Here is a 19,875-nt window from a genome sequence, read left to right as displayed (position 1 = left end):
AGGCGGCGTTCCTCCCGGTCGGCTGCGCCGTCAAGGCGCTAGGTTCCGTTATCACGCACGACGGCATCACACCGGAGGGGTCGCCCGCCGCGCCCACCCGCCGCGCCCACCCGCCGCGCCCACCCGCCACATCCACCTGCCGCGCCGTCGGCCGGAACCGACCGGTGCGTCCCGTGCGGACGCACGCGGAAGGCCGCGGTGACGTGCTCCGTCACCGCGGCCTTCCGGGGCACGCTCAGCGCAGGACGGCCGACGCCTCCCCGCTCGCACGCAGCGCCGCTGCGCGCAGCGCCGCGACGTCCGGCCCCGTCCGCAGCACGCCCCTGCTCGAGGACGCCAGCACCTGGCGACGGGCACCACCGAAGACCTCGGCCAGCTCGGCAGCCCCCGCCCCCTGGGCACCGACACCCGGAGCGAGGAGCGGCCCGCGGACGGCCGCCAGCTCCACACCGGCGCGTACGGCCGCGTCACCGATGGTCGCGCCGACGACCAGTCCGACCGAGCCGAGCTCGTCCGCACCCGCATTCAGCTCCGCCGCGCGGGCCGCGACCGCCGCGGCGACGCTCACGCCGTCCGCGGTCCGCGCGTGCTGCACCTCGTGGCCCTCGGCGTTCGACGTGAGGCAGAGCACGAACAGCCCGCGTCCCGTCTCGCGGGCGAGCTCGACCGCCGGGTCGAGCGAGCCGAAGCCGAGGTACGGGGACACCGTGAGCGCGTCGCCGGCGAGCGGCGAGCCGTCGCGCAGGAACGCGTCGGCGTACGCCCCCATCGTCGACCCGATGTCGCCGCGCTTGGCGTCCACCACGACCAGCGTGCCGGACTCCCGGCCGGCGGCCACGACCTCCTCGAGCGCCGCGACACCTGCCGCCCCGTGACGTTCGAAGAACGCGGCCTGCGGCTTGACCGCCGCGACCCGGCCACCGACGGCCTCCATGACGCGCAGCGCGAACGAACGCACCCCCGCCGCGTCGTCCGTCAGCCCCCACGCCTCCAGGAGGGAGGCGTGCGGGTCGATGCCGACGCACAGCGGACCGTGGTCGTCCATGGCTGCGGCGAGGCGTGCCCCGAAGGGTGCGCGGGTCACGCACCCACCTCCGCGAGGGCCGCACGTCGCGACGCCGCCGCGGCGTCGTGCTCCTGCAGGCTCGTGACGCTGAACGGACCCGCCTGGCGCGCCTCGATGGCCTGCACCGCGGCGCCGAGCTGCTGCACCGTCGTGACGATCGCCTTGTCCGCCGCCGTCGTGGCGGCGCGGATCTCGTACCCGTCGGCACGCGAGCCCTGCCCCGAGGGCGTGTTGACGACCATGTCCACCTCCCCGGCGGAGATGAGGTCGACGACCGTCGGCTCGCCGTCCGGTCCGCGCCCCGCCGAGTGCTTGCGCACGATCCGCGACACGATGCCGCTGCGCCGGAGCACGGCGGCCGTGCCCTCGGTGGCGAGGATCTCGAACCCGAGCTCCACCAGGCGCTTCACCGGGAGCACGATCGACCGCTTGTCGCGGTCCGCGACCGAGATGAACACCCGCCCGCTCGTCGGCAGCCCACCGAAGGCCGCCGCCTGCGACTTCGCGAACGCCGTCGGGAAGTCGACGTCGAAGCCCATGACCTCACCCGTCGAGCGCATCTCCGGGCCCAGGACCGTGTCGACGACCGTGCCGTCCGCCGTGCGGAACCGCTTGAAGGGCAGCACGGCCTCCTTGACCGCGAGCGGCGCGTCGAGGTCGAGCACGCTCGCGTCCTGGGCGGGCAGCAGGCCCGACGCCCGCAGCTCGGCGATCGTCCGGCCGGCCATCACGAGCGCCGCGGCCTTGGCGAGCGACACGCCCGTGGCCTTGGAGACGAACGGCGCCGTGCGGGACGCGCGCGGGTTCGCCTCGAGCACGTACAGCACGTCCGACACCAGGGCGAACTGGATGTTGAGCAGCCCGCGCACGCCCACGCCGCGCGCGATCGCCTCGGTCGACTCCCGGATGCGCGCGAGCTCGGCGACCGACAGCGTCACCGGGGGCAGCACGCACGCGGAGTCGCCCGAGTGCACGCCGGCCTCCTCGATGTGCTCCATGACGCCACCGAGGAACAGCTCGGTGCCGTCGTACAGCGCGTCGACGTCGATCTCGATCGCGTCGTCGAGGAAGCGGTCGATGAGCAGCGGGGGCAGGCTGCCCCCGCGGTCCCCACCCAGCTGCTCGTGGATCGCGCGCTCGACGTACTCGGTGAGCTGGTGCTCGTCGTACACGATCTCCATCCCGCGCCCGCCCAGCACGTACGACGGACGGACCAGCACCGGGAACCCGATGCGACGGGCCGTCTCGCGCGCCCCCTCCAGGGTCGTCGCCGTGCCGAACGCCGGCGCCGGGAGACCGGCGGCCGCCAGCACGGCACCGAACTCGCCACGGTCCTCCGCGGCGTCGATGGCCGCCGGCGGCGTTCCGAGGATCGGCAGGCCCGCGTCCGACAGCCGCTGCGCGAGCGACAGCGGCGTCTGGCCGCCGAGCGTCACGATGAGGCCGGCCACGGGGCCGGCGGCCTTCTCCGCCTCGTACACCTCGAGGACGTCCTCGAACGTCAGCGGTTCGAAGTACAGGCGGTCGGCCGTGTCGTAGTCGGTCGACACCGTCTCGGGGTTGCAGTTGACCATGACGGTCTCGTACTCGCCCTTGAGCGCCAGCGCGGCGTGCACGCACGAGTAGTCGAACTCGATGCCCTGGCCGATCCGGTTGGGCCCGGAGCCCAGGATGAGGATGGCCGGCCGCGGGCGCGGCTGGACCTCGCTCTCCTCGTCGTACGACGAGTAGTGGTACGGCGTTCGGGCCGCGAACTCGGCCGCGCACGTGTCGACGGTCTTGTACACCGGTCGGACGCCCAGCGCCCAGCGCGTGCGCCGGACGGCGTCCTCGCTGGTCTGCCGCAGGGCGGCGACCTGCACGTCCGACAACCCGTGCCGCTTGGCCTGCTCGAGGACGTCCGCCGTGAGCGCCGGCGCCTCGGCCGTGGCCCTCGCGACCTCGTTGACGAGCTGGACCTGGTCGAGGAACCACGGGTCGATGCCGGTACGGGCGTACACGTCGTCGACGGGGACCCCCGCGCGCAGCACCTGCTGCACGTCGACGAGCCGGTGCTCCGTGGGACGCGAGATCGACGCGACGAGCCGCTCGAGCTCCTCCCCCGTGGCCGGCTCGCCGTCCCAGTGGAACGTCGAGCCCTTCTTGTCGATCGAGCGCATCGCCTTGCCGAGCGCCTCGGTGAAGTTGCGGCCCAGCGCCATCGCCTCGCCGACCGACTTCATGGTCGTCGTCAGCGTGTCGTCGGCCGCAGGGAACTTCTCGAACGCGAACCGCGGGACCTTGACCACGACGTAGTCGAGGGTCGGCTCGAACGACGCGGGCGTCGAGCGCGTGATGTCGTTGGGGATCTCGTCGAGCGTGTAGCCGATGGCGAGCTTGGCGGCGATCTTCGCGATCGGGAAGCCGGTCGCCTTCGACGCGAGCGCCGACGAGCGCGACACGCGCGGGTTCATCTCGATGACGATGACCCGGCCGGTGTCGGGGTGCACCGCGAACTGGATGTTGCAGCCACCGGTGTCCACCCCGACCTCACGGATGACCGCGATGCTGATGTCGCGCAGCCGCTGGTACTCGCGGTCCGTGAGCGTGAGCGCCGGCGCCACCGTGACCGAGTCGCCGGTGTGCACACCGACGGGGTCGACGTTCTCGATCGAGCACACGACCACGACGTTGTCGTGCTTGTCGCGCATGAGCTCGAGCTCGTACTCCTTCCAGCCGAGGATCGACTCCTCGAGGAGCACCTCGGTGGTCGGCGAGTAGTGCAGGCCCTGCCCGACGATCCGGCGCAGGTCGTCCTCGTCGTACGCGAGGCCCGAGCCGAGGCCGCCCATGGTGAACGACGGCCGCACGACCATCGGGTACCCGAGGTCCTCGGCGGCGACGAGCGCCTCGTCGACCGTGTGGATGATCGCGGAGCGGGCGGACTCGCCACCCGCGACCTCGACGACGTCCTTGAACGCCTGGCGGTCCTCGCCCTTCTGGATGGCAGCGATGTTCGCGCCGATGAGCTCGACGCCGTACTTCTCCAGGACACCGGCCTCGTCGAGCGCGATCGCCGCGTTGAGGGCGGTCTGGCCGCCGAGCGTCGGCAGCAGCGCGTCGGGCCGCTCCTTGGCGATGATCGACGTGAGGACCTCGGTCGTGATCGGCTCGACGTAGGTCGCGTCGGCGAACTCCGGGTCGGTCATGATCGTGGCGGGGTTCGAGTTCACGAGGACGACCCGCAGGCCCTCCTCCTTCAGCACGCGGCACGCCTGCGTGCCGGAGTAGTCGAACTCGCAGGCCTGCCCGATGACGATCGGGCCGGAGCCGATGACGAGGACGGACTTCAGGTCGTCGCGGCGAGGCATCAGGCGGCGCCCTTCCCGGTGGTCGCGGCGTCCGGCGTGCCGCCGGTGCCGCGGTGCGTGGTCATGAGGTCGAGGAAGCGGTCGAAGAGGTAGGCGGCGTCGTGCGGGCCGGCTGCGGCCTCCGGGTGGTACTGCACGGAGAACGCCGGCAGGTCGAGCGCCTCGAGGCCCTCGACGACGTCGTCGTTGAGGTCGACGTGCGACACCCGCACGCGCCCGTAGCGGCCGCCGTCGAACGGCGCGACGGTCTCGGCGTCGAGCGGCGCGTCGACCGCGAACCCGTGGTTGTGCGCCGTGATCTCGACCTTGCCGGTCGTGCGGTCCATGACCGGCTGGTTCACACCGCGGTGGCCGTAGCGCAGCTTGTACGTGCCGAAGCCCAGCGCACGGCCGAACAGCTGGTTGCCGTAGCAGATGCCGAAGAACGGGATCCGGCGGTCGAGCACGCCCCGCAGCACGTCGATCTCGTGGCGGGCCGCTGACGGGTCGCCGGGTCCGTTGGAGAAGAACACGCCGTCGGGCTGCACCGCGAGGACGTCGTCGATCGCGGCCGTCGCGGGCAGCACGTGCACCTCGATGCCGCGCTCGGCCATCCGCTGGGGCGTCATGGACTTGATGCCGAGGTCGACAGCGGCGACGCGGGCGACGGGCTCGTCGAGCGGCGCACCGTCGGCACCGAGGGCGGGCACGACGTACGCGGTGTCGACGCTCACCTCGCCGGCGAGGTCCGCTCCCACCATCGGCGGCGCGGCCAGCACCTCGTCGACCAGCTCGTCCACGGGCCGTCGCTCCCCCTCGGGGCGCGCGAGGGCCGCGCCCGAGAAGATGCCGGCGCGCATCACGCCGCGCTCGCGCAGGTGCCGCGTGAGGGCACGCGTGTCGATGCCGCTGATCCCGACGACACCCTGCGCGACGAGGTCCTCGTCGAGGGTGCGGCGCGCGCGCCAGCTCGACGAGCGGCGCGCAGGGTCGCGCACGACGTAGCCGGCGACCCAGATGCGGGTCGACTCCGGGTCGTCGTCGTTCACGCCGGTGTTGCCGATGTGCGGCGCCGTCATCACGACGATCTGCCGGTGGTAGGACGGGTCGGTCAGGGTCTCCTGGTAGCCCGTCATGCCCGTGTTGAAGACGATCTCGCCGACCGTCCGCCCGGTGGCCCCGTAGGCCCGGCCGCTGAACGTGCGGCCGTCCTCGAGGACGAGGATCGCGTCGCTCATGCCTGCTCCTCCTGCGCCGCGGACGGCGCCGTGTCGGTGTCGTAGGGCGCTGCGAGGAGCGTGCGCGCGGCGGCGAGCAGCGCGGGGCGCTCCTCGTCGTGGCGCACGTGCAGCGCGGTGTCGATGGCGGTCCCCGACGACGCGTCGGGGACCCACGTGAGGACGACGAGCTCGTCGCGGCCGACGAACTTGCCCGCCTGCCCGCTCGTCGTGCCGACGTCGCGCAGCGCGTCGGCGGGGACCCACACGTCACGGGCGCCCGTGCGGGAGACGAGCACGCCGTCCGCGTGCACCCGGACGTGTGCAGGGCTGCGCACACCGAGCTCGTGGGCGACGACCCGCTCGAGCCAGTCGCCGGCGCGCGTCGAGGAGACGTACACGGCCTCGACCTCGTCGGTCCGCGGCGCACCGGGTGCCACGGGCACCGCCGGGAGCGTGGGGACGAGGTCGGCGGTCCGCCGCCCGCGGGCCTGCCAGCCGCGCCACATGCCCCACAGGGCCAGCACTGCCACGCCGGCGAGCAGGGCGACGGAGAGCCAGAGCGGCATCAGCGGTGCGCCCCGGCCGCCGCGGGGTCGACGAGCGCGCCGTCGAGGACGGTCGCGCGACCCCGCAGGAACGTCGCCACGACCCGGCCCGGCAGCTCGCGCCCCGCGAAGGGCGAGTTGACGCTGGCCGTGGCCTGCTCCTCGGGCACGACCACACGCCGCGCTGCCGGGTCCACGAGCGTGAGGTTGGCGGGCTCGCCGACCGCGACGGGCCGACCCTGCCCGGCGACGCGGCCGATGCGGGCGGGTGCCGTGGACATGACGCGGGCCACGTCCGCCCAGGTGAGCAGGCCCGTGTCGACCATCGTGGCCTGCACGACGGACAGCGCCGTCTCCAGGCCCGTCATGCCGAACGCTGCCGCGGCCCACTCGCAGTCCTTGTCCTCGCGCGGGTGCGGTGCGTGGTCCGTGCCGACGGTGTCGATCGTGCCGTCGGCCAGGCCCTGGCGCACGGCCTCGACGTCCGCGGCCGTGCGCAGCGGCGGGTTGACCTTGAACCGCGGGTCGTAGCCGCGCACGAGCTCGTCCGTGAGCATGAGGTGGTGCGGCGTGACCTCGGCGGTCACGTCGATCCCTCGCGCCTTGGCCCACCGCACGATCTCCACCGAGCCCGCGGTCGACAGGTGCAGGACGTGCAGGCGCGAGCCCACGTGCTCGGCCAGCAGCACGTCGCGCGCGACGATCGCCTCCTCGGCGACCGCCGGCCAGCCCGTGAGGCCCAGCTCGGCGGACACGACACCCTCGTGCATCTGCGCGCCCTCGGTGAGACGCGGCTCCTGCGCGTGCTGGGCGACGACGCCGTCGAACGCCTTGACGTACTCCAGCGCGCGGCGCATCACGACCGGGTCGTGCACGCACTTCCCGTCGTCCGAGAACACCCGCACACCGGCCGCGGAGCGCGCCATGGCCGACAGCTCGGCGAGCCGCTCCCCCGCCAGGCCCACCGTGACGGCCCCCACCGGGTGCACGTCGCACCAGCCGGCGTCACGCCCCAGGCGCCAGACCTGCTCGACGACGCCCGCGGTGTCCTGCGTCGGCGTCGTGTTCGCCATCGCGTGCACGGCCGTGAAGCCGCCGAGCGCCGCCGCCCGCGTGCCGGACTCCACCGTCTCGGCATCCTCGCGCCCGGGCTCGCGCAGGTGGGTGTGCAGGTCGACGAGGCCGGGCAGCAGGACCAGGCCGGCCGCGTCGACCACGTGCGCCCCGGCACGCCGCGCGTCCGCCCCGAGGGCGGCGACCACGCCGTCCGCCACGAGCACGTCCGTCGGGTCGCCGCCCAGCAGCCGGGCCCCGGTCAGCAGATACGTCGTCACGCGTGCACCCTCGTCTCGTCCGTGCGCACGTCCGTGCGCTCCTGCTCCGCGGGCGCCGCACCCGCGCGTTCGCCCTCGCGCGCCCGCGGCGCGTCCCCGCCCGCGAGCAGCAGGTACAGCACCGCCATCCGGACCGCGACACCGTTGGCGACCTGCTCGACGATCACCGCGCGCGGGGAGTCCGCGGCGTCCGCGGAGATCTCCAGCCCGCGGTTCATCGGCCCGGGGTGCAGCACCACGGCGTGGTCCGGAAGCACCGCCAGACGCCGCGCGTCCAGGCCGTAGCCGCGCGTGTACTCCAGCGGGCTCGGGAAGAAGCCACCGCCGGTGCTCGACATCCGTTCGCGCTGGACGCGCAGCATCATCACCGCGTCGGGCCCCGTCGCGAGCACCTCGTCCAGGTCGTAGGCGACCTCCGCCGGCCACGCGTGCGCACCGACCGGCACCAGGGTGGGCGGCGCGACCAGGGTGACGCGGGCGCCGAGCGTGCGCAGCAGCTGCACGTTGGACCTGGCGACGCGGCTGTGGAGCACGTCCCCGACGATGGCGACGTGGGCACCGGACAGGTCACGGCCCGTCACGTCGGTGCGTCCGCCGTCGCCGACGAGATGGCGCCGCAGCGTGTAGGCGTCGAGCAGCGCCTGCGTCGGGTGCTGGTGCATGCCGTCACCGGCGTTGACCACCGCGCCGTGCGTCCAGCCCGAGTGCGCCAGGGTGTGCGGGGCACCCGACGCCTGGTGCCGGATGACGACGGCGTCCGCGCCCATGGCCTGCAGGGTCAGCGCGGTGTCCTTGAGCGACTCGCCCTTGGACACGCTCGAGCCCTTCGCGGAGAAGTTGATCACGTCCGCGGACAGCCGCTTGGCCGCCGTCTCGAACGAGATGCGGGTGCGCGTGGAGTCCTCGAAGAAGAGGTTGACCACCGTGCGGCCGCGCAGGGTCGGGAGCTTCTTGATCTCGCGCGCCTGGGTCGCGGCCATCTGACCGGCCGTGTCGAGCACGCGGACCGCCTCGTCCAGGTCGAGGTCGGCGGCGGACAGCAGGTGCCTCATCGGTGTCCCCCCTCGATGACGACGCGGTCCTCGCCGTCGGTCTCCGCGAGCAGCACGCGGACGCGCTCCGCGGTGGCCGTCGGCAGGTTCTTGCCGACGTAGTCGGCGCGGATCGGCAGCTCGCGGTGGCCGCGGTCGACGAGGACCGCGAGCTGCACGGCGCGCGGGCGCCCCAGGTCGCTGATCGCGTCCAGCGCGGCGCGGATCGTCCGGCCCGAGTACAGGACGTCGTCGACGAGGACGACGACCTTGCCGTCCACGCCGTCCCCCGGCACGAACGTCTCGCCGATCGTGCGCGTGGGCTGGTGGGCGAGGTCGTCACGGTGCATCGTCACGTCGAGGCTGCCGACGAGGCTCTCCGCCGGGATGCCCTCGACCTGCTCGAGGCGCTGCGCGAGGCGGCGGGCCAGCGGCAGCCCGCGCGTGGGGATGCCCAGCAGGACGACGTCGCCGACGCCCTTGTTGCGCTCGACCACCTCGTGCGCGATGCGCGTCAGCGCGCGTCCGACGTCGTCGGCGCCGAGGACGGTGGTCCCTGCCGGCCCCTGCACGGGGTCCGGCCCCGGGGTCCTGGCCCCGGGCGTGGCTGTGCCACTGCTCATGCGTGCGTCTCCTTCCCCGCCTCACAGGACGGGCTTAAAGGGAGGTTGCTCGCGACACACCCTACCGGCGTCGACGCACCCGTGACGGTGCGTCGCGACGTGACGCGCGGCACGCCCGGCGACCGGACGGGTGGGTGAGGGATCACCCGGATGCCGTTCATGTCCGACCTCGTGGACGCCGATGTATCGGTCATGCTCGGCGACGTCCCGGTGTGGACCACCGTCCTGCAGTTCCTCACTGCTGGTCTGGTCGGTGGCTTCTGCGTGCTCCAGTGGGTCTGGTGGCGCGGCGCGCTCCGGTCGGACGGGTCGACGTGGGCGCTCGCGCTGTCCGTCGCGATGGCGACGCTCGTGCTCGCCGCGGGTCTGCACGGCCTGACACCACCCGGCGAGGTGCGCGAGGCGCTGGCGTTCCTGCACGGCCAGCTCGTGGGGGTCGTCGTGCTCCTGTGCCTGCCGGCCACGCGGGCCTTCGGTGGCGGGGGGCCGCCGCTGCGACCCTGGGTGGCCGCCGCGGCCGTCGTCCTGGTCTCGCGCACAGCGCTGTGGTTCCTCACGTTCGGTCCCGTCGACGCCGCGGGCGTCCCCACAGGGCGACCGCTGGCGGTCGCCCTGCTCTTCGTGGTGCTCGGCATCGTCGTCGGGTACGTGGTGGCCGCGCTCGGGCGGGTGCGGCTCAACCTGCTGGGTGTCCTTCTCGTGGTGGCAGCCGGCCTGTCCCTCGCGATGCTCACCGCCGGCATCCTGCTGGGCGAGCAGCCCGTCGCGGCGCTGCTCGCGAGCCTGTGGCCCCTGCCGCTCGCGATCGGGCTCGAGTGGCTCGCCTCCGTGCGGCTGCGGCGCGCCCAGGTCACGGCGCGACGCCGGGAGCTCATGCGCGACGCGCTGTCCGCGGTCACCAACAGCGCGTGGTTCCACCGCGACGCCGACGCCCTGCTCGTGCAGGCGCGGGACGCGGCGCGCGAGGTCCTGGGCGACCCCACCATCGAGGGCTCGTTGCGCCCGCTGCAGCGTGACCGCTACGTCGCCGACCTGTTCCCGGCCGACCCGGACGTGCTCGCACCGCACGAGCGCACGTTCCTCATCGACCTCGGACTCGTGGTCTCGACCGCCGCCGAGCGCTACGCCCTGACGGACCGGCTCTCCCGCGCCGCCGTGACCGACACCCTCACCGGTCTGCCCAACCGGCGCGCGGTCGACACGCACCTGCTCGAGGTGCTCGAGCGTGGTGCGGTCGAGCGCACGCGGGTGGCGGTCGTGTACTGCGACATCGACGGCTTCAAGGACGTCAACGACCGCGAGGGCCACGCCGCCGGGGACGACCTGCTGCGGCGCACCGCAGGCTTCCTGCGCACCTGGGTGGACGACGACACGTACGTCGCGCGGCTCGCCGGCGACGAGTTCGCGGTCGTGGTGAGCCGCGCCGGCACCGACGAGGAGCTGGACGACGTCGCGCGCCGGATCCGCAGCGGCTTCGGCACGCGCGTCGGCACCGTCGCCGGCCCTCGGCTGACGTGCGGGGTCGCGACCTGGAACCCCACCGACATCGTCGACCCCGACGCGCTGCTGCGGCACGCGGACGCCGCGATGCTCGAGGCGAAGCGCACCAAGTCCGGGCACCGGGTGTTCGACCCGGCCCTGCGGGCGCAGGCCGAGGACGCGCGTCGGCTGCGGGCCGCACTCGAGCGCGCGGTCGAGGAGGACCGCATCACGGCGTACTTCCAGCCGATCGTCGACACCCGCACGCTCGAGGTCGTGGGCCTGGAGGCGCTCGCCCGCTGGCACGAGGACGACACGCTGATCCTTCCGGAGCTGTGGCTGACCCTCGCCGAGCAGAGCGGACTCATCGTGCCGATCGGCCGGTCGATGATCCGGCAGGCCCGCCGCGCGCTCGACCGGCACCACATGCCCGTCGCGGTCAACCTGTCGGCGCGCGAGCTGCACGAGCAGGACGTGCTCGAGCGGATCGACGCCGCCTGGTCCGGCGGGCCGTGGGAGCACCTGACGATCGAGATCACCGAGAGCACCATGCTGCGCACCGCCGCGGCGGTGCCCGTGCTGTCCGAGCTGCGCGCGCGCGGCGCGCGGATCGCGCTCGACGACTTCGGTACCGGCTTCAGCTCGCTCGCCCGCCTGGCGCGGCTGCCCGTCGACGTCCTGAAGATCGACCGGTCCTTCGTCCGCGAGGTCCGCACGCCGCGCGGCGCCGGCCCGGTGCGCGCGATCGTCGCCCTCGCCGAGCACCACGGGCTCGACGTCGTCGCCGAGGGCGTCGAGTCGGCGGGCGATCTCGAGATCCTCGTCGAGCTCGGCGTCCAGCAGGCCCAGGGCAACTTCGTCGGGCGGCCTGCCCCGGGCCTGCCCGTGCGCGGCGCACGGCCGCAGCCCCGCGTGGCCGGTGGCGCCCCTGCCGCGCCCGCGGCATCCACCGCGTCCCCGGGTGCGTTCGTCGCGAGCGTCGACCCGCGACGCGTCCCCACGCGCCTGCCGGAGCGTCGCCCCCGGCTGGTCCCCCGCCCGTTGCGCGTCGTGCCCACGTCCGTGGACGACGCGACGCCCGAGCACCTGTGAGGATGCCCGGGCGTCGGGTGGGTGCCGGCGCCGCCGTCGGGACGGCGGTGTCCCGGACCGTCAGGCCAGCAGCGTCGGCTTCAGCACGACGAGGCGGCCGAGCAGACCGTTGACGAAGGCCGGCGACTCGTCGGTCGACAGCTCGCGTGCGAGCGACACCGCCTCGTCGACTGCGACCGCGTCGGGCACGTCGTCGTTCCAGAGGATCTCCCACGCCCCGAGACGCAGCAGCGCACGGTCCACGGCCGGCATGCGGGCCACCGTCCAGCCGTGCGAGTGGGTCGCGAGGAGCTCGTCGATCCGCTCCGCGTGCTCCAGGACGCCCTCGACGAGCTCCACCGCGTACTGCGGCAGCGACGCCTCGGTGCCCGGCTCCACGACACGCTTCGCGAGGAGCTCGGCGACGTCGAGACCCCGCTGCTCGGCCTCGAACAGCACGTCGAGCGCGCGCTTGCGCGCCTTGGTCCGGGCGCCCACGTCAGTCGTTCACGCGGCCGAGGTACGACCCGTCGCGGGTGTCGACCTTGACCTTGGTGTTGGCCTCGAGGAACAGCGGGACCTGGATCTCGTAGCCCGTCTCGAGCGTGGCGGGCTTGGTGCCGGCCGACGAGCGGTCGCCCTGCAGGCCCGGCTCGGTGTACGTGACCTCGAGGACCACCGAGGGCGGCAGCTCGACGTAGAGCGGCACGCCCTCGTTGGTCGCGACGAGCGCGGTCTGCGACTCGAGCATGAAGTTCGCGGCGTCGCCGACCGTCGCGGCCGGGACGTTGATCTGGTCGTACGTGTCCGTGTCCATGAACACGAAGTCGTCGCCGTCCTTGTACAGGTACTGCATGTCGCGCTTGTCGACGTTGGCCGTCTCGACCTTCAGGCCGGCGTTGAACGTCTTGTCGACGACCTTGCCGGAGAGCACGTTCTTGAGCTTGGTGCGGACGAACGCGCCACCCTTGCCGGGCTTGACGTGCTGGAACTCCACGACGGTCCAGAGCTGGCCGTCGATCTTCAGCACGGTGCCGTTCTTCAGGTCGTTGGTGGTCGCCACGAGCGTCGTTCTCCCGGTCGGTGTGGGGCGCGCCGTGCGGCGCGTCGAGGAGCACAGGCGCCCCGTGGGACGACTGCCGGTCACGGAACCGCGCAGCACGCTGGGTGCCACGGACGGCTCGCTGCTGCCCGCCGGTCCGCCGCACACGGGTGCGCAACCGGCTGCAGGCCGTCGACCATCCTAGCGCCCGAGCCGTTCGACGCCTGCACACCGACGCCCGGGTGGCGTGCTCCCCCGGCCGACGAGCCGAGCCGACGACGCGCTCAGCCGGCGACGAGCCGGACCGCGACCAGCCCGACGGCCGCGGACCACACGAGGGACGCGAGCGTGCCGATGACGAACCGCTCGGACGCCCCGGGGTTCTCGCGCAGCTCGGGGTAGCGCCCCAGGCCCTTGACGGCGACGACCAGGGCGGCCCCCTCGGGCACCCCGGCGAGCAGGCTGCCCGTCACCGCCAGGCGCTCGAGCACGCCGATCCACGTTCCGCCGCGCAGGACGATCTGGGCGCCCTCGCCGACGGGCCCGTCGCTGACCCGCAGGGGCTCGAGCAGCACAGGACCGTGCAGTCGCGGTGGGCGACGGCCGGCGTCCCGCGAGCGGGACGCGAGCTGCAGCACGAGTCGGGTGACGAGCCAGCCCCCGACGGACGACAGGAGCAGTGCGCCGGCCCAGATGCCGGCCACGAGGGCAGGGTGCACGTGGCGACCCTGGCGTCAGTCGGCCGCGCGCGTCAACAGACGCGCCGCGACGCGACGTGCCGCGACCTCCTCGGCCCACATCGCCGTCCGCAGCCGCTGGCTCACGGCCTGCTGCGACACGCCGAGCGCGCGTGCCACGACCTCCTGGCCGCCGTCGTCGTCCGCACGGGCCGCGTCGACGGCCTCCCAGCCGGCGTCGGTGCGGCGCGCCGCCGTCGACGCGAGGAGCACGAGGACGGCGTCCGCGTCGGCCGCGTCCTCGGGCCGCGCCCCGCGGACGGCGAGGGGCACGGGGCGCTGGCGGCTCTTCGCGGCCTCGACGGCCTCGCGCGCGAGCACGAACGCGGCACCCGAGCCCTCGCGCGGCGACGCGGGCAGCGGCTCGTCGACGGGCCCCGCCCCGACGCCCACGCTCCATCCGCCGTCGCGCAGGACGCGCAGCGCGGTGTCGACGACGACGTCGGGGTCCTCGATCACGCCCTGGACCTCGTCGCCGACGGTCCGCTCGAAGCCCCGGACGGTCGGCACGTCCGCGAGCGCGGCGAGCAGCTCGGGGACGCGGTCGGTGCTGCGTCGGCTGCCGCGCTGGTCGATCGTGAGGACGAACACGTCACAACCCTCCCAACTTGTTCCGAGTCCCACAAGTTCACACCACTGTGGAGAGCCTCACCAGAGCGACGTGCTCGGGCAGACGACTCCCGGGAACCTCCCGGTCGTGGGTCAGAGCAGGATGCCGCTCGTCCGCTGCGGGGTCGCGGAGATCTCGGCGTAGGCGGCGGCGAGGAGGGTGGGGTCGGGGCCTTCCAGACGCGCCGGCCTCGCGAGGTCCTCGAGGACCACGAAGCGCAGGAGGTCGCCCCGGGTCTTCTTGTCGCGGCGCATGGCGGTGAGCAGCTGCTCCCACCGGTCTGCCCGGTACGTCGTCGGCAGGCCCAGCGAGGTGAGCACGCTGCGGTGGCGTTCGACGACCGCGTCGTCCAGGCGCCCGGCGAGGCGCGCGAGCTCGGCGACGAACACCATGCCGACCGACACGGCGGCGCCGTGGCGCCAGCGGTACCGCTCGACGTGCTCGACCGCGTGGCCGAACGTGTGGCCGTAGTTGAGGATCTCGCGCAGGCCGGCCTCGCGCAGGTCCTCCCCCACGACGCGCGCCTTGGTGCGCACGGCCCGCTCGACGAGCTCCGCGAGCACGGGCGACGACGCGGCGGCGACGGGGTCCAGCAGCAGGGCGGTGTGCTCCTCGACGAGCTCGAGGATGCGGGGGTCGTCGATGAACCCGCACTTGACGATCTCGGCGAGCCCGGCGACGAAGTCGTTCGGCACCATCGACTCGACGGCCGCGAGGTCGCACAGCACGCCGGCCGGCGGGTGGAACGCCCCGACGAGGTTCTTGCCCTCGGCGGTGTTGATGCCGGTCTTGCCGCCGACCGCCGCGTCGACCATCGCCAGCACGGTGGTGGGGACCTGCACGACGCGCACGCCGCGCAGCCAGGTGGCGGCCACGAACCCGGCGAGGTCGGTGGTCGCTCCCCCGCCGAGGCCGACGACGGCGTCGGAGCGCGTGAAGTCGGCCTGGCCGAGCACACCCCAGCAGAAGGCGGCGACCTGCGCGGTCTTCTGCTCCTCGGCGTCGGGGACCTGCGCGAGGTACACCTCGTAGCCGGCGGCCACGAGGTCCGCGCGGACGGTCTCGGCGGACGTCGCGAGCGCCGCCGGATGTACGACGAGCACGCGGCGCACGCCCTCGCCGAGCATGCCGGTCAGGTGCCCGAGGAGGTGGCGCCCGATGACGACGTCGTACGGCTGCTCGCCGGCGACCCGGACGACGGACGCGTCGCTCATGCGCCCGGCTCCGTGACGCGCTGGACGCCCAGCTCGTGCTCGATGACCTCGGCGACCTCGCCGGGGCGCAGCCCGTCCGTCGACACCCTCACCGTCGCGACCTCCTCGTAGACCGGACGCCGGGCGTCCATGAGTGCCTGCCACTGCGCACGCGGGCTGCCGACGAGCAGCGGGCGCGACTGGTTGAGCCCGACGCGCGGCGCGGCGTGCGCCAGGCTGACGTCGAGGAAGACGACGATGCCGCCGGCGTCGCGGTAGCGGTGCAGCGCGGCGCGGGTGTCGGGGTGCAGCACGGCTCCCCCGCCGAGCGCGAGCACACCGTCGTGCTCGACGAGCGCGGTCGTCACCGCGTCGCGCTCGAGCTCACGGAAGCGGGGCTCGCCGTCCTCGACGAAGACGTCGGCGACGGTCTTGCCGGCGACGGTCTCGACGTCGGTGTCGGTGTCGCGCACCGCGAGCTGCCAGCGCTCGGCGAGCGCGGCGCCGACCGTGGACTTGCCGGCGCCGGGAGGCCCGACGAGGACGACGCGGGGACCGGGGGCGGCAGCGGCGGGTGGCACGGCCTGCAGCCTAGTCGTGCTCGTCGGGGCCGGTCCGCCGGCGTCCACGCCGGCGTCAGCGCTGCAGCTCCGGGACCGCCGCGAGGTACGCCTCGAGGTTGCGCCGCACCTCGGCCACGCTGTCGCCGCCGGTCTTCTCCAGGAGGGCCTGCGCGACGACGAGCGCGACCATGGCCTCCGCGACGACGGCCGCGGGCGGCACCGCGCACACGTCGGACCGCTGGTGGTGAGCCGTGACCGGCTCGCCCGTCGCGGTGTCGACCGTGGCCAGCGCGCGCGGCACCGTCGAGATCGGCTTCATGGCCGCGCGCACGCGCACGACCTCGCCGTTGGACATGCCGCCCTCGATGCCGCCGGCGCGGTTGGTGCGGCGCACGATGCGTCCGGACGCGTCGCGCTCGATCTCGTCGTGGGCCTGCGACCCGCGGCGCGTCGCGGTGCGGAAGCCGTCGCCGACCTCGACGCCCTTGATGGCCTGGATCCCCATGAGCGCTGCCGCGAGCCGCGCGTCGAGCCGCCCGTCGGCCTGCACGTACGTCCCCACGCCCGAGGGCAGACCGTGCACGAGCACCTCGACGACGCCGCCGAGCGTGTCGCCGTCCTTGTGGCACTGGTCGATCTCGGCGACCATCGCCGCACTCGTCTCGGCGTGGAAGCACCGCACGGGGTCGGCGTCGAGCGCGGCGACGTCGTCCGGGGTGGGGGCGGGGGCGTCCGCGGGGACCGCGACGGGGCCGATCGCGACGACGTGCGAGACCAGCCGCACGCCGGCGGCCTGCTCGAGGAACGCCGCGGCGACGGTGCCCAGCGCGACGCGCGTGGCCGTCTCGCGCGCCGACGCGCGCTCGAGCACGGGACGGGCGTCCTCGAACCCGTACTTGCGCATGCCGACGAGGTCCGCGTGGCCCGGACGGGGCCGCGTCAGCGGCCGGTTCCGCGCGATCTCCCGCTGGTCGCCCGTGCCGGCGTCGACCGTGAGGGCCTGCGGGTCCACCGGGTCCGCCGACATCACGTCGACCCACTTGGGCCACTCGCTGTTGGCCACCTCGATCGCGACGGGCCCACCCTGCGTCAGACCGTGGCGCACGCCGGCGAGCAGCCGCACCTCGTCCTTCTCGAACTTCATGCGCGCGCCGCGCCCGTACCCGAGCCGGCGGCGCGCGAGCGCGTCCTGCACGTCGGACGTCTGCACCTGCACACCGGCCGGCAGGCCGTCGAGGATGCCGACGAGCGCGGGACCGTGGGACTCACCGGACGTCAACCAACGCAGCATGGGGGCGATCCTTTCACGGGCCGCGCAGGCCACCGGCCCGGGTCCGCCACGTGGGCGGCACCGGGCCGGTGGTCTCGTCAGCGGTGCGTCAGACGCCCTGGACGGGCACGAACGGGTTCTTGCCCGGGACGGCACCCGGCAGCGCGGCCGGCGGCTCGGCAGGGTCCGCGGGGACGACGACCCCGGCCGGCTCGGGCAGCACGTAGAGGTAGCCGGTGACGACGATCTCGACGTCCCCGACCTGGGTCGCGGGGCGCCCCGCCGACGGCTCGGCCTCGTCCTGACCGGTGACGCTGAGTCCCGAGACGAGGAACAGGCGCTGCGTGAGCGACTGGAGGTCCGACACGAACCCCGTGGCGGCGTCGTACGTCCCGACGACCGTCAGGGACACCGGGACAGCGGCCATGCCCGCCGGCACCGTCGGCCCCGCCGGTGCGGCCGGTGCGGCCGGAGCCGCTGTGGCGTCACCCTGCGCCGCCGGCTCGGTCGCGTCGGCCGTCGCGTCCACCGGTGCGGCCGGTGCGGCCGGAACGACCGGTTGTGCCAGCACCACCTCGGCCGCGGGCGACGGCGTGAACGTCGTGAGCGCGACCCCCTTGCCCGTCGCGATCGCCTCGAGCTCACGCAGGTACGGGGCCAGCGCCGGGGACGTCGGGATCTGCGTGCGCAGGGACTCGAGGGTCGCGCGGTGCTCCGGCAGCTTCTCGAAGTCCGCCCGCAGCTGGACGAGCTGGAGCTCGAGCACGTCGTTCTGCGCGCGTGCGTCGTCCGTCTGGTCGCGCAGGTCGGAGGCCGCCGCCAGCGTCGGGGAGACCCCGAAGAACCAGGTCAGGGCACCCATCACGAGCGCGACGAGCACCGTCCCCAGGATCCAGGTGCGGTTCTTGGACTCGGACATCTCAGCCCTCCCCGTCGGTCGGGGCGAAGCGGTCGGCGTAGGCCTCCTGCGTCACCTGAACGGTCGTCGTGATCTGGTAGAACACCCCGGAGTCCACCTCCTCGCTGCCCTGCACCGCCTCGACCGACGCGTCGGTGAAGCCGGGCACGGAGTCGAGCGCCTCGATCCAGGCGGCCACGTCGGGCAGTGTCACCGCACGGCCCTCGAACCTGATCTGGCCGATGCCCGCCTCGCGCAGCACGTCCGGCGCGGCCGGACCGACCGCCATCGGCGTCGCCTGCGTCACCGTCAGCGACTCCACGCTCACCCCGGGGGGCAGGACGCTCCCGAAGGCGTCGACGTACGCCTTCCACGGGATCTCCGTCGACATGCCGAGCTCGCGGGCGGCCTCGGTCTGCTGCAGCATCCCGAGCACGAGCGGCACCTCGGCGTACTGGAGCTGCTCGGCCTGCAGCCGCGCCGTCTCGTCCTGGGCCTCGGCGAGCTCCGTCGCGGCGGTCGCGCTCGCCAGCAGCGACAGCCCGAAGGCGACGGCGCACGCCACCACCGTCAGCCCGAGGCTCACCAGCAGCCACCGCTTGGTGGTCCGGAGGTTGCGCGCGGCGCGGACCTCCGGCGGCAGGAGGTTGACCTGCGGGAGGGTGCCGGGGATCACCGTCCCGGACCCGGCCCGTCCGCGACCCTTGGGTCGCTCCAGCAGCGTGCTCATGCGGCGACTCCAGACGCGAGACCGACGGCGAGGGCGAGGGCGGACTGCTGCCCGTGGAGGGCGTCCCGCGGTGTCGACTTGCCGGGACGCAGCGCGGCGATGGGGTCCCCCATGGTCACGGGCACACGGCTCGCGGACGACAGGTACTGCCCCAGGCCCGGCAGGTCGGCGCCGCCGCCCGTCAGCACCACCAGCGCCACCGACGACCCCGGGTTGTTGCTGGCGTAGTACACGAAGGTGTTACGGATCGACTCGACGAGGGTGCGCACCACCGACGCGACGGCCTCCGCCGCCTCGGCGCCCTGCGGACCGCCGGTCGTGCCCACGCCCGTCTCGCGCTTGATCCGCTCGGCGTCCCCCGCGGGGACGCCCAGGGCGCTGGCCACGGCGTTGGTCACGTTCTGACCACCGGACGGCAGCGACCGCACCAGACGCGGGACACCCTGTTCGGAGATCGTCACGTTCGTGATCGTCGCCCCGATGTCGACGAAGGCCGCGTTGACCGTCGACAGCTCGCCGCGTGCGAGCGCGCGCAGCAGCGCGAACGCGTTGAGGTCGACCATCACCGGCCGCAGGCCCGCCGCCTCGACCGCGAGCACGTTCGCGTTGACCGTCGTGCGCTGCGCCGCGACGAGCATCCCGCGCGCGGTGCGCCCCTGGGGCCCGTCGAACTCCGCCGTCGGGAAGTAGTCGAGCAGCGCCTCGTCCGCCGACATGGGCAGCATCTCGGCCACCTGGAACGGCAGCGACTGCTTGAGCTGCGGCAGCGGCATCCACGGCAGGTCGAGCTCACGGACCAGCACGCGCTGGTTGCCGACACCGATGACGACGTCCTTCGACTCGAACTTCGCGTGGCTCCACAGCTGACGCAGCGCCGTGGCGACCGTCTCGGGCTGCACGACCTCGCCGTCGCGCACCACACCGGGCGGCAGCGGTACCTGGCCGAACCGGTGCAGGACCGGTGGCGTCCTGCCGGTCGGTCCACCACTGCCGAACTCCAGCTCGACGGCCCGGACGCCGGACGCGCCGATGTCGAGCCCGATGACGCGTGTGCTGGCCACAGGTGTCCTTCCTCCGGACGTGATGACGTTCCGTACTGCTATCGGCGGACACCACGCCCGACTTGAGCGCGGG

Annotated in this window: 18 protein-coding genes; 1 reads left to right on the top strand and 17 read right to left on the bottom strand. The window is 74.0% G+C overall.

Annotation, left to right across the window (positions count from 1 at the left end; all coding sequences use genetic code 11):
* Positions 1-235: 235 nt before the first annotated feature.
* From pyrF to pyrR, 7 genes are read right to left on the bottom strand one after another with little or no spacing between them, the layout of a single operon-like run.
* Positions 236-1,084 carry an orotidine-5'-phosphate decarboxylase gene (gene pyrF / locus CFLA_RS09350; RefSeq protein WP_013117078.1) on the bottom strand — a complete coding sequence of 283 codons (849 nt, stop codon included), beginning with the start codon at positions 1,082-1,084 and terminating at the stop codon, positions 236-238.
* On the bottom strand, positions 1,081-4,416 hold the full coding sequence (gene carB, locus CFLA_RS09345; protein ID WP_013117077.1) for a carbamoyl-phosphate synthase large subunit: 3,336 nt from the start codon (positions 4,414-4,416) through the stop codon (positions 1,081-1,083). Before carB ends, pyrF begins: the two co-directional genes overlap by 4 nt.
* On the bottom strand, positions 4,416-5,633 hold the full coding sequence (carA, locus tag CFLA_RS09340; RefSeq protein WP_013117076.1) for a glutamine-hydrolyzing carbamoyl-phosphate synthase small subunit: 1,218 nt from the start codon (positions 5,631-5,633) through the stop codon (positions 4,416-4,418). Before carA ends, carB begins: the two co-directional genes overlap by 1 nt.
* Positions 5,630-6,181, bottom strand: coding sequence for a PH-like domain-containing protein (locus CFLA_RS09335; RefSeq protein ID WP_013117075.1), 552 nt, complete (start codon positions 6,179-6,181; stop codon positions 5,630-5,632). The genes carA and CFLA_RS09335 overlap by 4 nt, the downstream gene beginning before the upstream one ends.
* Positions 6,181-7,494, bottom strand: coding sequence for a dihydroorotase (locus tag CFLA_RS09330; RefSeq protein ID WP_013117074.1), 1,314 nt, complete (start codon positions 7,492-7,494; stop codon positions 6,181-6,183). Before CFLA_RS09330 ends, CFLA_RS09335 begins: the two co-directional genes overlap by 1 nt.
* Entirely contained in the window at positions 7,491-8,546 is a 1,056-nt protein-coding gene (locus tag CFLA_RS09325) for an aspartate carbamoyltransferase catalytic subunit (protein WP_013117073.1), read from the bottom strand. Before CFLA_RS09325 ends, CFLA_RS09330 begins: the two co-directional genes overlap by 4 nt.
* Positions 8,543-9,148 carry a bifunctional pyr operon transcriptional regulator/uracil phosphoribosyltransferase PyrR gene (gene pyrR, locus CFLA_RS09320; protein WP_013117072.1) on the bottom strand — a complete coding sequence of 202 codons (606 nt, stop codon included), beginning with the start codon at positions 9,146-9,148 and terminating at the stop codon, positions 8,543-8,545. The genes CFLA_RS09325 and pyrR overlap by 4 nt, the downstream gene beginning before the upstream one ends.
* A gap of 159 nt (positions 9,149-9,307) precedes the next feature.
* On the opposite strand from pyrR, the gene CFLA_RS09315 reads away from it, so the two are divergent.
* Entirely contained in the window at positions 9,308-11,719 is a 2,412-nt protein-coding gene (locus CFLA_RS09315) for a putative bifunctional diguanylate cyclase/phosphodiesterase (RefSeq protein ID WP_148234326.1), read from the top strand.
* Positions 11,720-11,779: 60 nt separating this feature from the next.
* Here CFLA_RS09315 and nusB read toward each other — a convergent pair whose 3' ends face one another.
* The 10 genes from nusB to pilM all read right to left on the bottom strand — a co-directional run bounded on the left by nusB (position 11,780) and on the right by pilM (position 19,802).
* A complete protein-coding gene (gene nusB / locus CFLA_RS09310; protein ID WP_013117070.1) occupies positions 11,780-12,196 on the bottom strand; it encodes a transcription antitermination factor NusB in 417 nt (138 codons plus the stop codon).
* A 1-nt stretch (position 12,197) separates the two neighbouring features.
* Positions 12,198-12,761, bottom strand: a complete 564-nt coding sequence (gene efp, locus CFLA_RS09305) for an elongation factor P (RefSeq protein WP_013117069.1) — start codon at positions 12,759-12,761, stop codon at positions 12,198-12,200.
* 263 nt (positions 12,762-13,024) lie between these two features.
* Positions 13,025-13,459: a hypothetical protein gene (locus tag CFLA_RS09295; protein WP_013117068.1), complete on the bottom strand. Its 435-nt coding sequence runs from the start codon at positions 13,457-13,459 to the stop codon at positions 13,025-13,027.
* Positions 13,460-13,474: 15 nt separating this feature from the next.
* A complete protein-coding gene (locus tag CFLA_RS09290) occupies positions 13,475-14,068 on the bottom strand; it encodes a hypothetical protein (protein WP_013117067.1) in 594 nt (197 codons plus the stop codon).
* A gap of 111 nt (positions 14,069-14,179) precedes the next feature.
* The gene (aroB, locus tag CFLA_RS09285; protein ID WP_013117066.1) at positions 14,180-15,301 is read right to left on the bottom strand and encodes a 3-dehydroquinate synthase; all 1,122 of its coding nucleotides are present in this window, start codon (positions 15,299-15,301) and stop codon (positions 14,180-14,182) included.
* Positions 15,298-15,861, bottom strand: coding sequence for a shikimate kinase (locus CFLA_RS09280; RefSeq protein ID WP_013117065.1), 564 nt, complete (start codon positions 15,859-15,861; stop codon positions 15,298-15,300). Before CFLA_RS09280 ends, aroB begins: the two co-directional genes overlap by 4 nt.
* 55 nt (positions 15,862-15,916) lie before the next feature.
* Positions 15,917-17,134 (bottom strand): chorismate synthase, encoded by a 1,218-nt coding sequence (gene aroC, locus CFLA_RS09275; protein ID WP_013117064.1) that lies wholly within the window; start codon positions 17,132-17,134, stop codon positions 15,917-15,919.
* 88 nt (positions 17,135-17,222) lie between these two features.
* The gene (locus tag CFLA_RS09270; protein WP_013117063.1) at positions 17,223-18,032 is read right to left on the bottom strand and encodes a hypothetical protein; all 810 of its coding nucleotides are present in this window, start codon (positions 18,030-18,032) and stop codon (positions 17,223-17,225) included.
* Between the two features lies 1 nt (position 18,033).
* A complete protein-coding gene (locus CFLA_RS09265) occupies positions 18,034-18,741 on the bottom strand; it encodes a PilN domain-containing protein (protein ID WP_013117062.1) in 708 nt (235 codons plus the stop codon).
* A complete protein-coding gene (gene pilM, locus CFLA_RS09260; RefSeq protein ID WP_013117061.1) occupies positions 18,738-19,802 on the bottom strand; it encodes a type IV pilus assembly protein PilM in 1,065 nt (354 codons plus the stop codon). Before pilM ends, CFLA_RS09265 begins: the two co-directional genes overlap by 4 nt.
* Positions 19,803-19,875 lie beyond the last annotated feature (73 nt).

The sequence above is a fragment of the Cellulomonas flavigena DSM 20109 genome (assembly GCF_000092865.1).
Lineage (GTDB): Bacteria > Actinomycetota > Actinomycetes > Actinomycetales > Cellulomonadaceae > Cellulomonas > Cellulomonas flavigena.
This window is presented reverse-complemented; position numbering and strand designations above follow the sequence as displayed.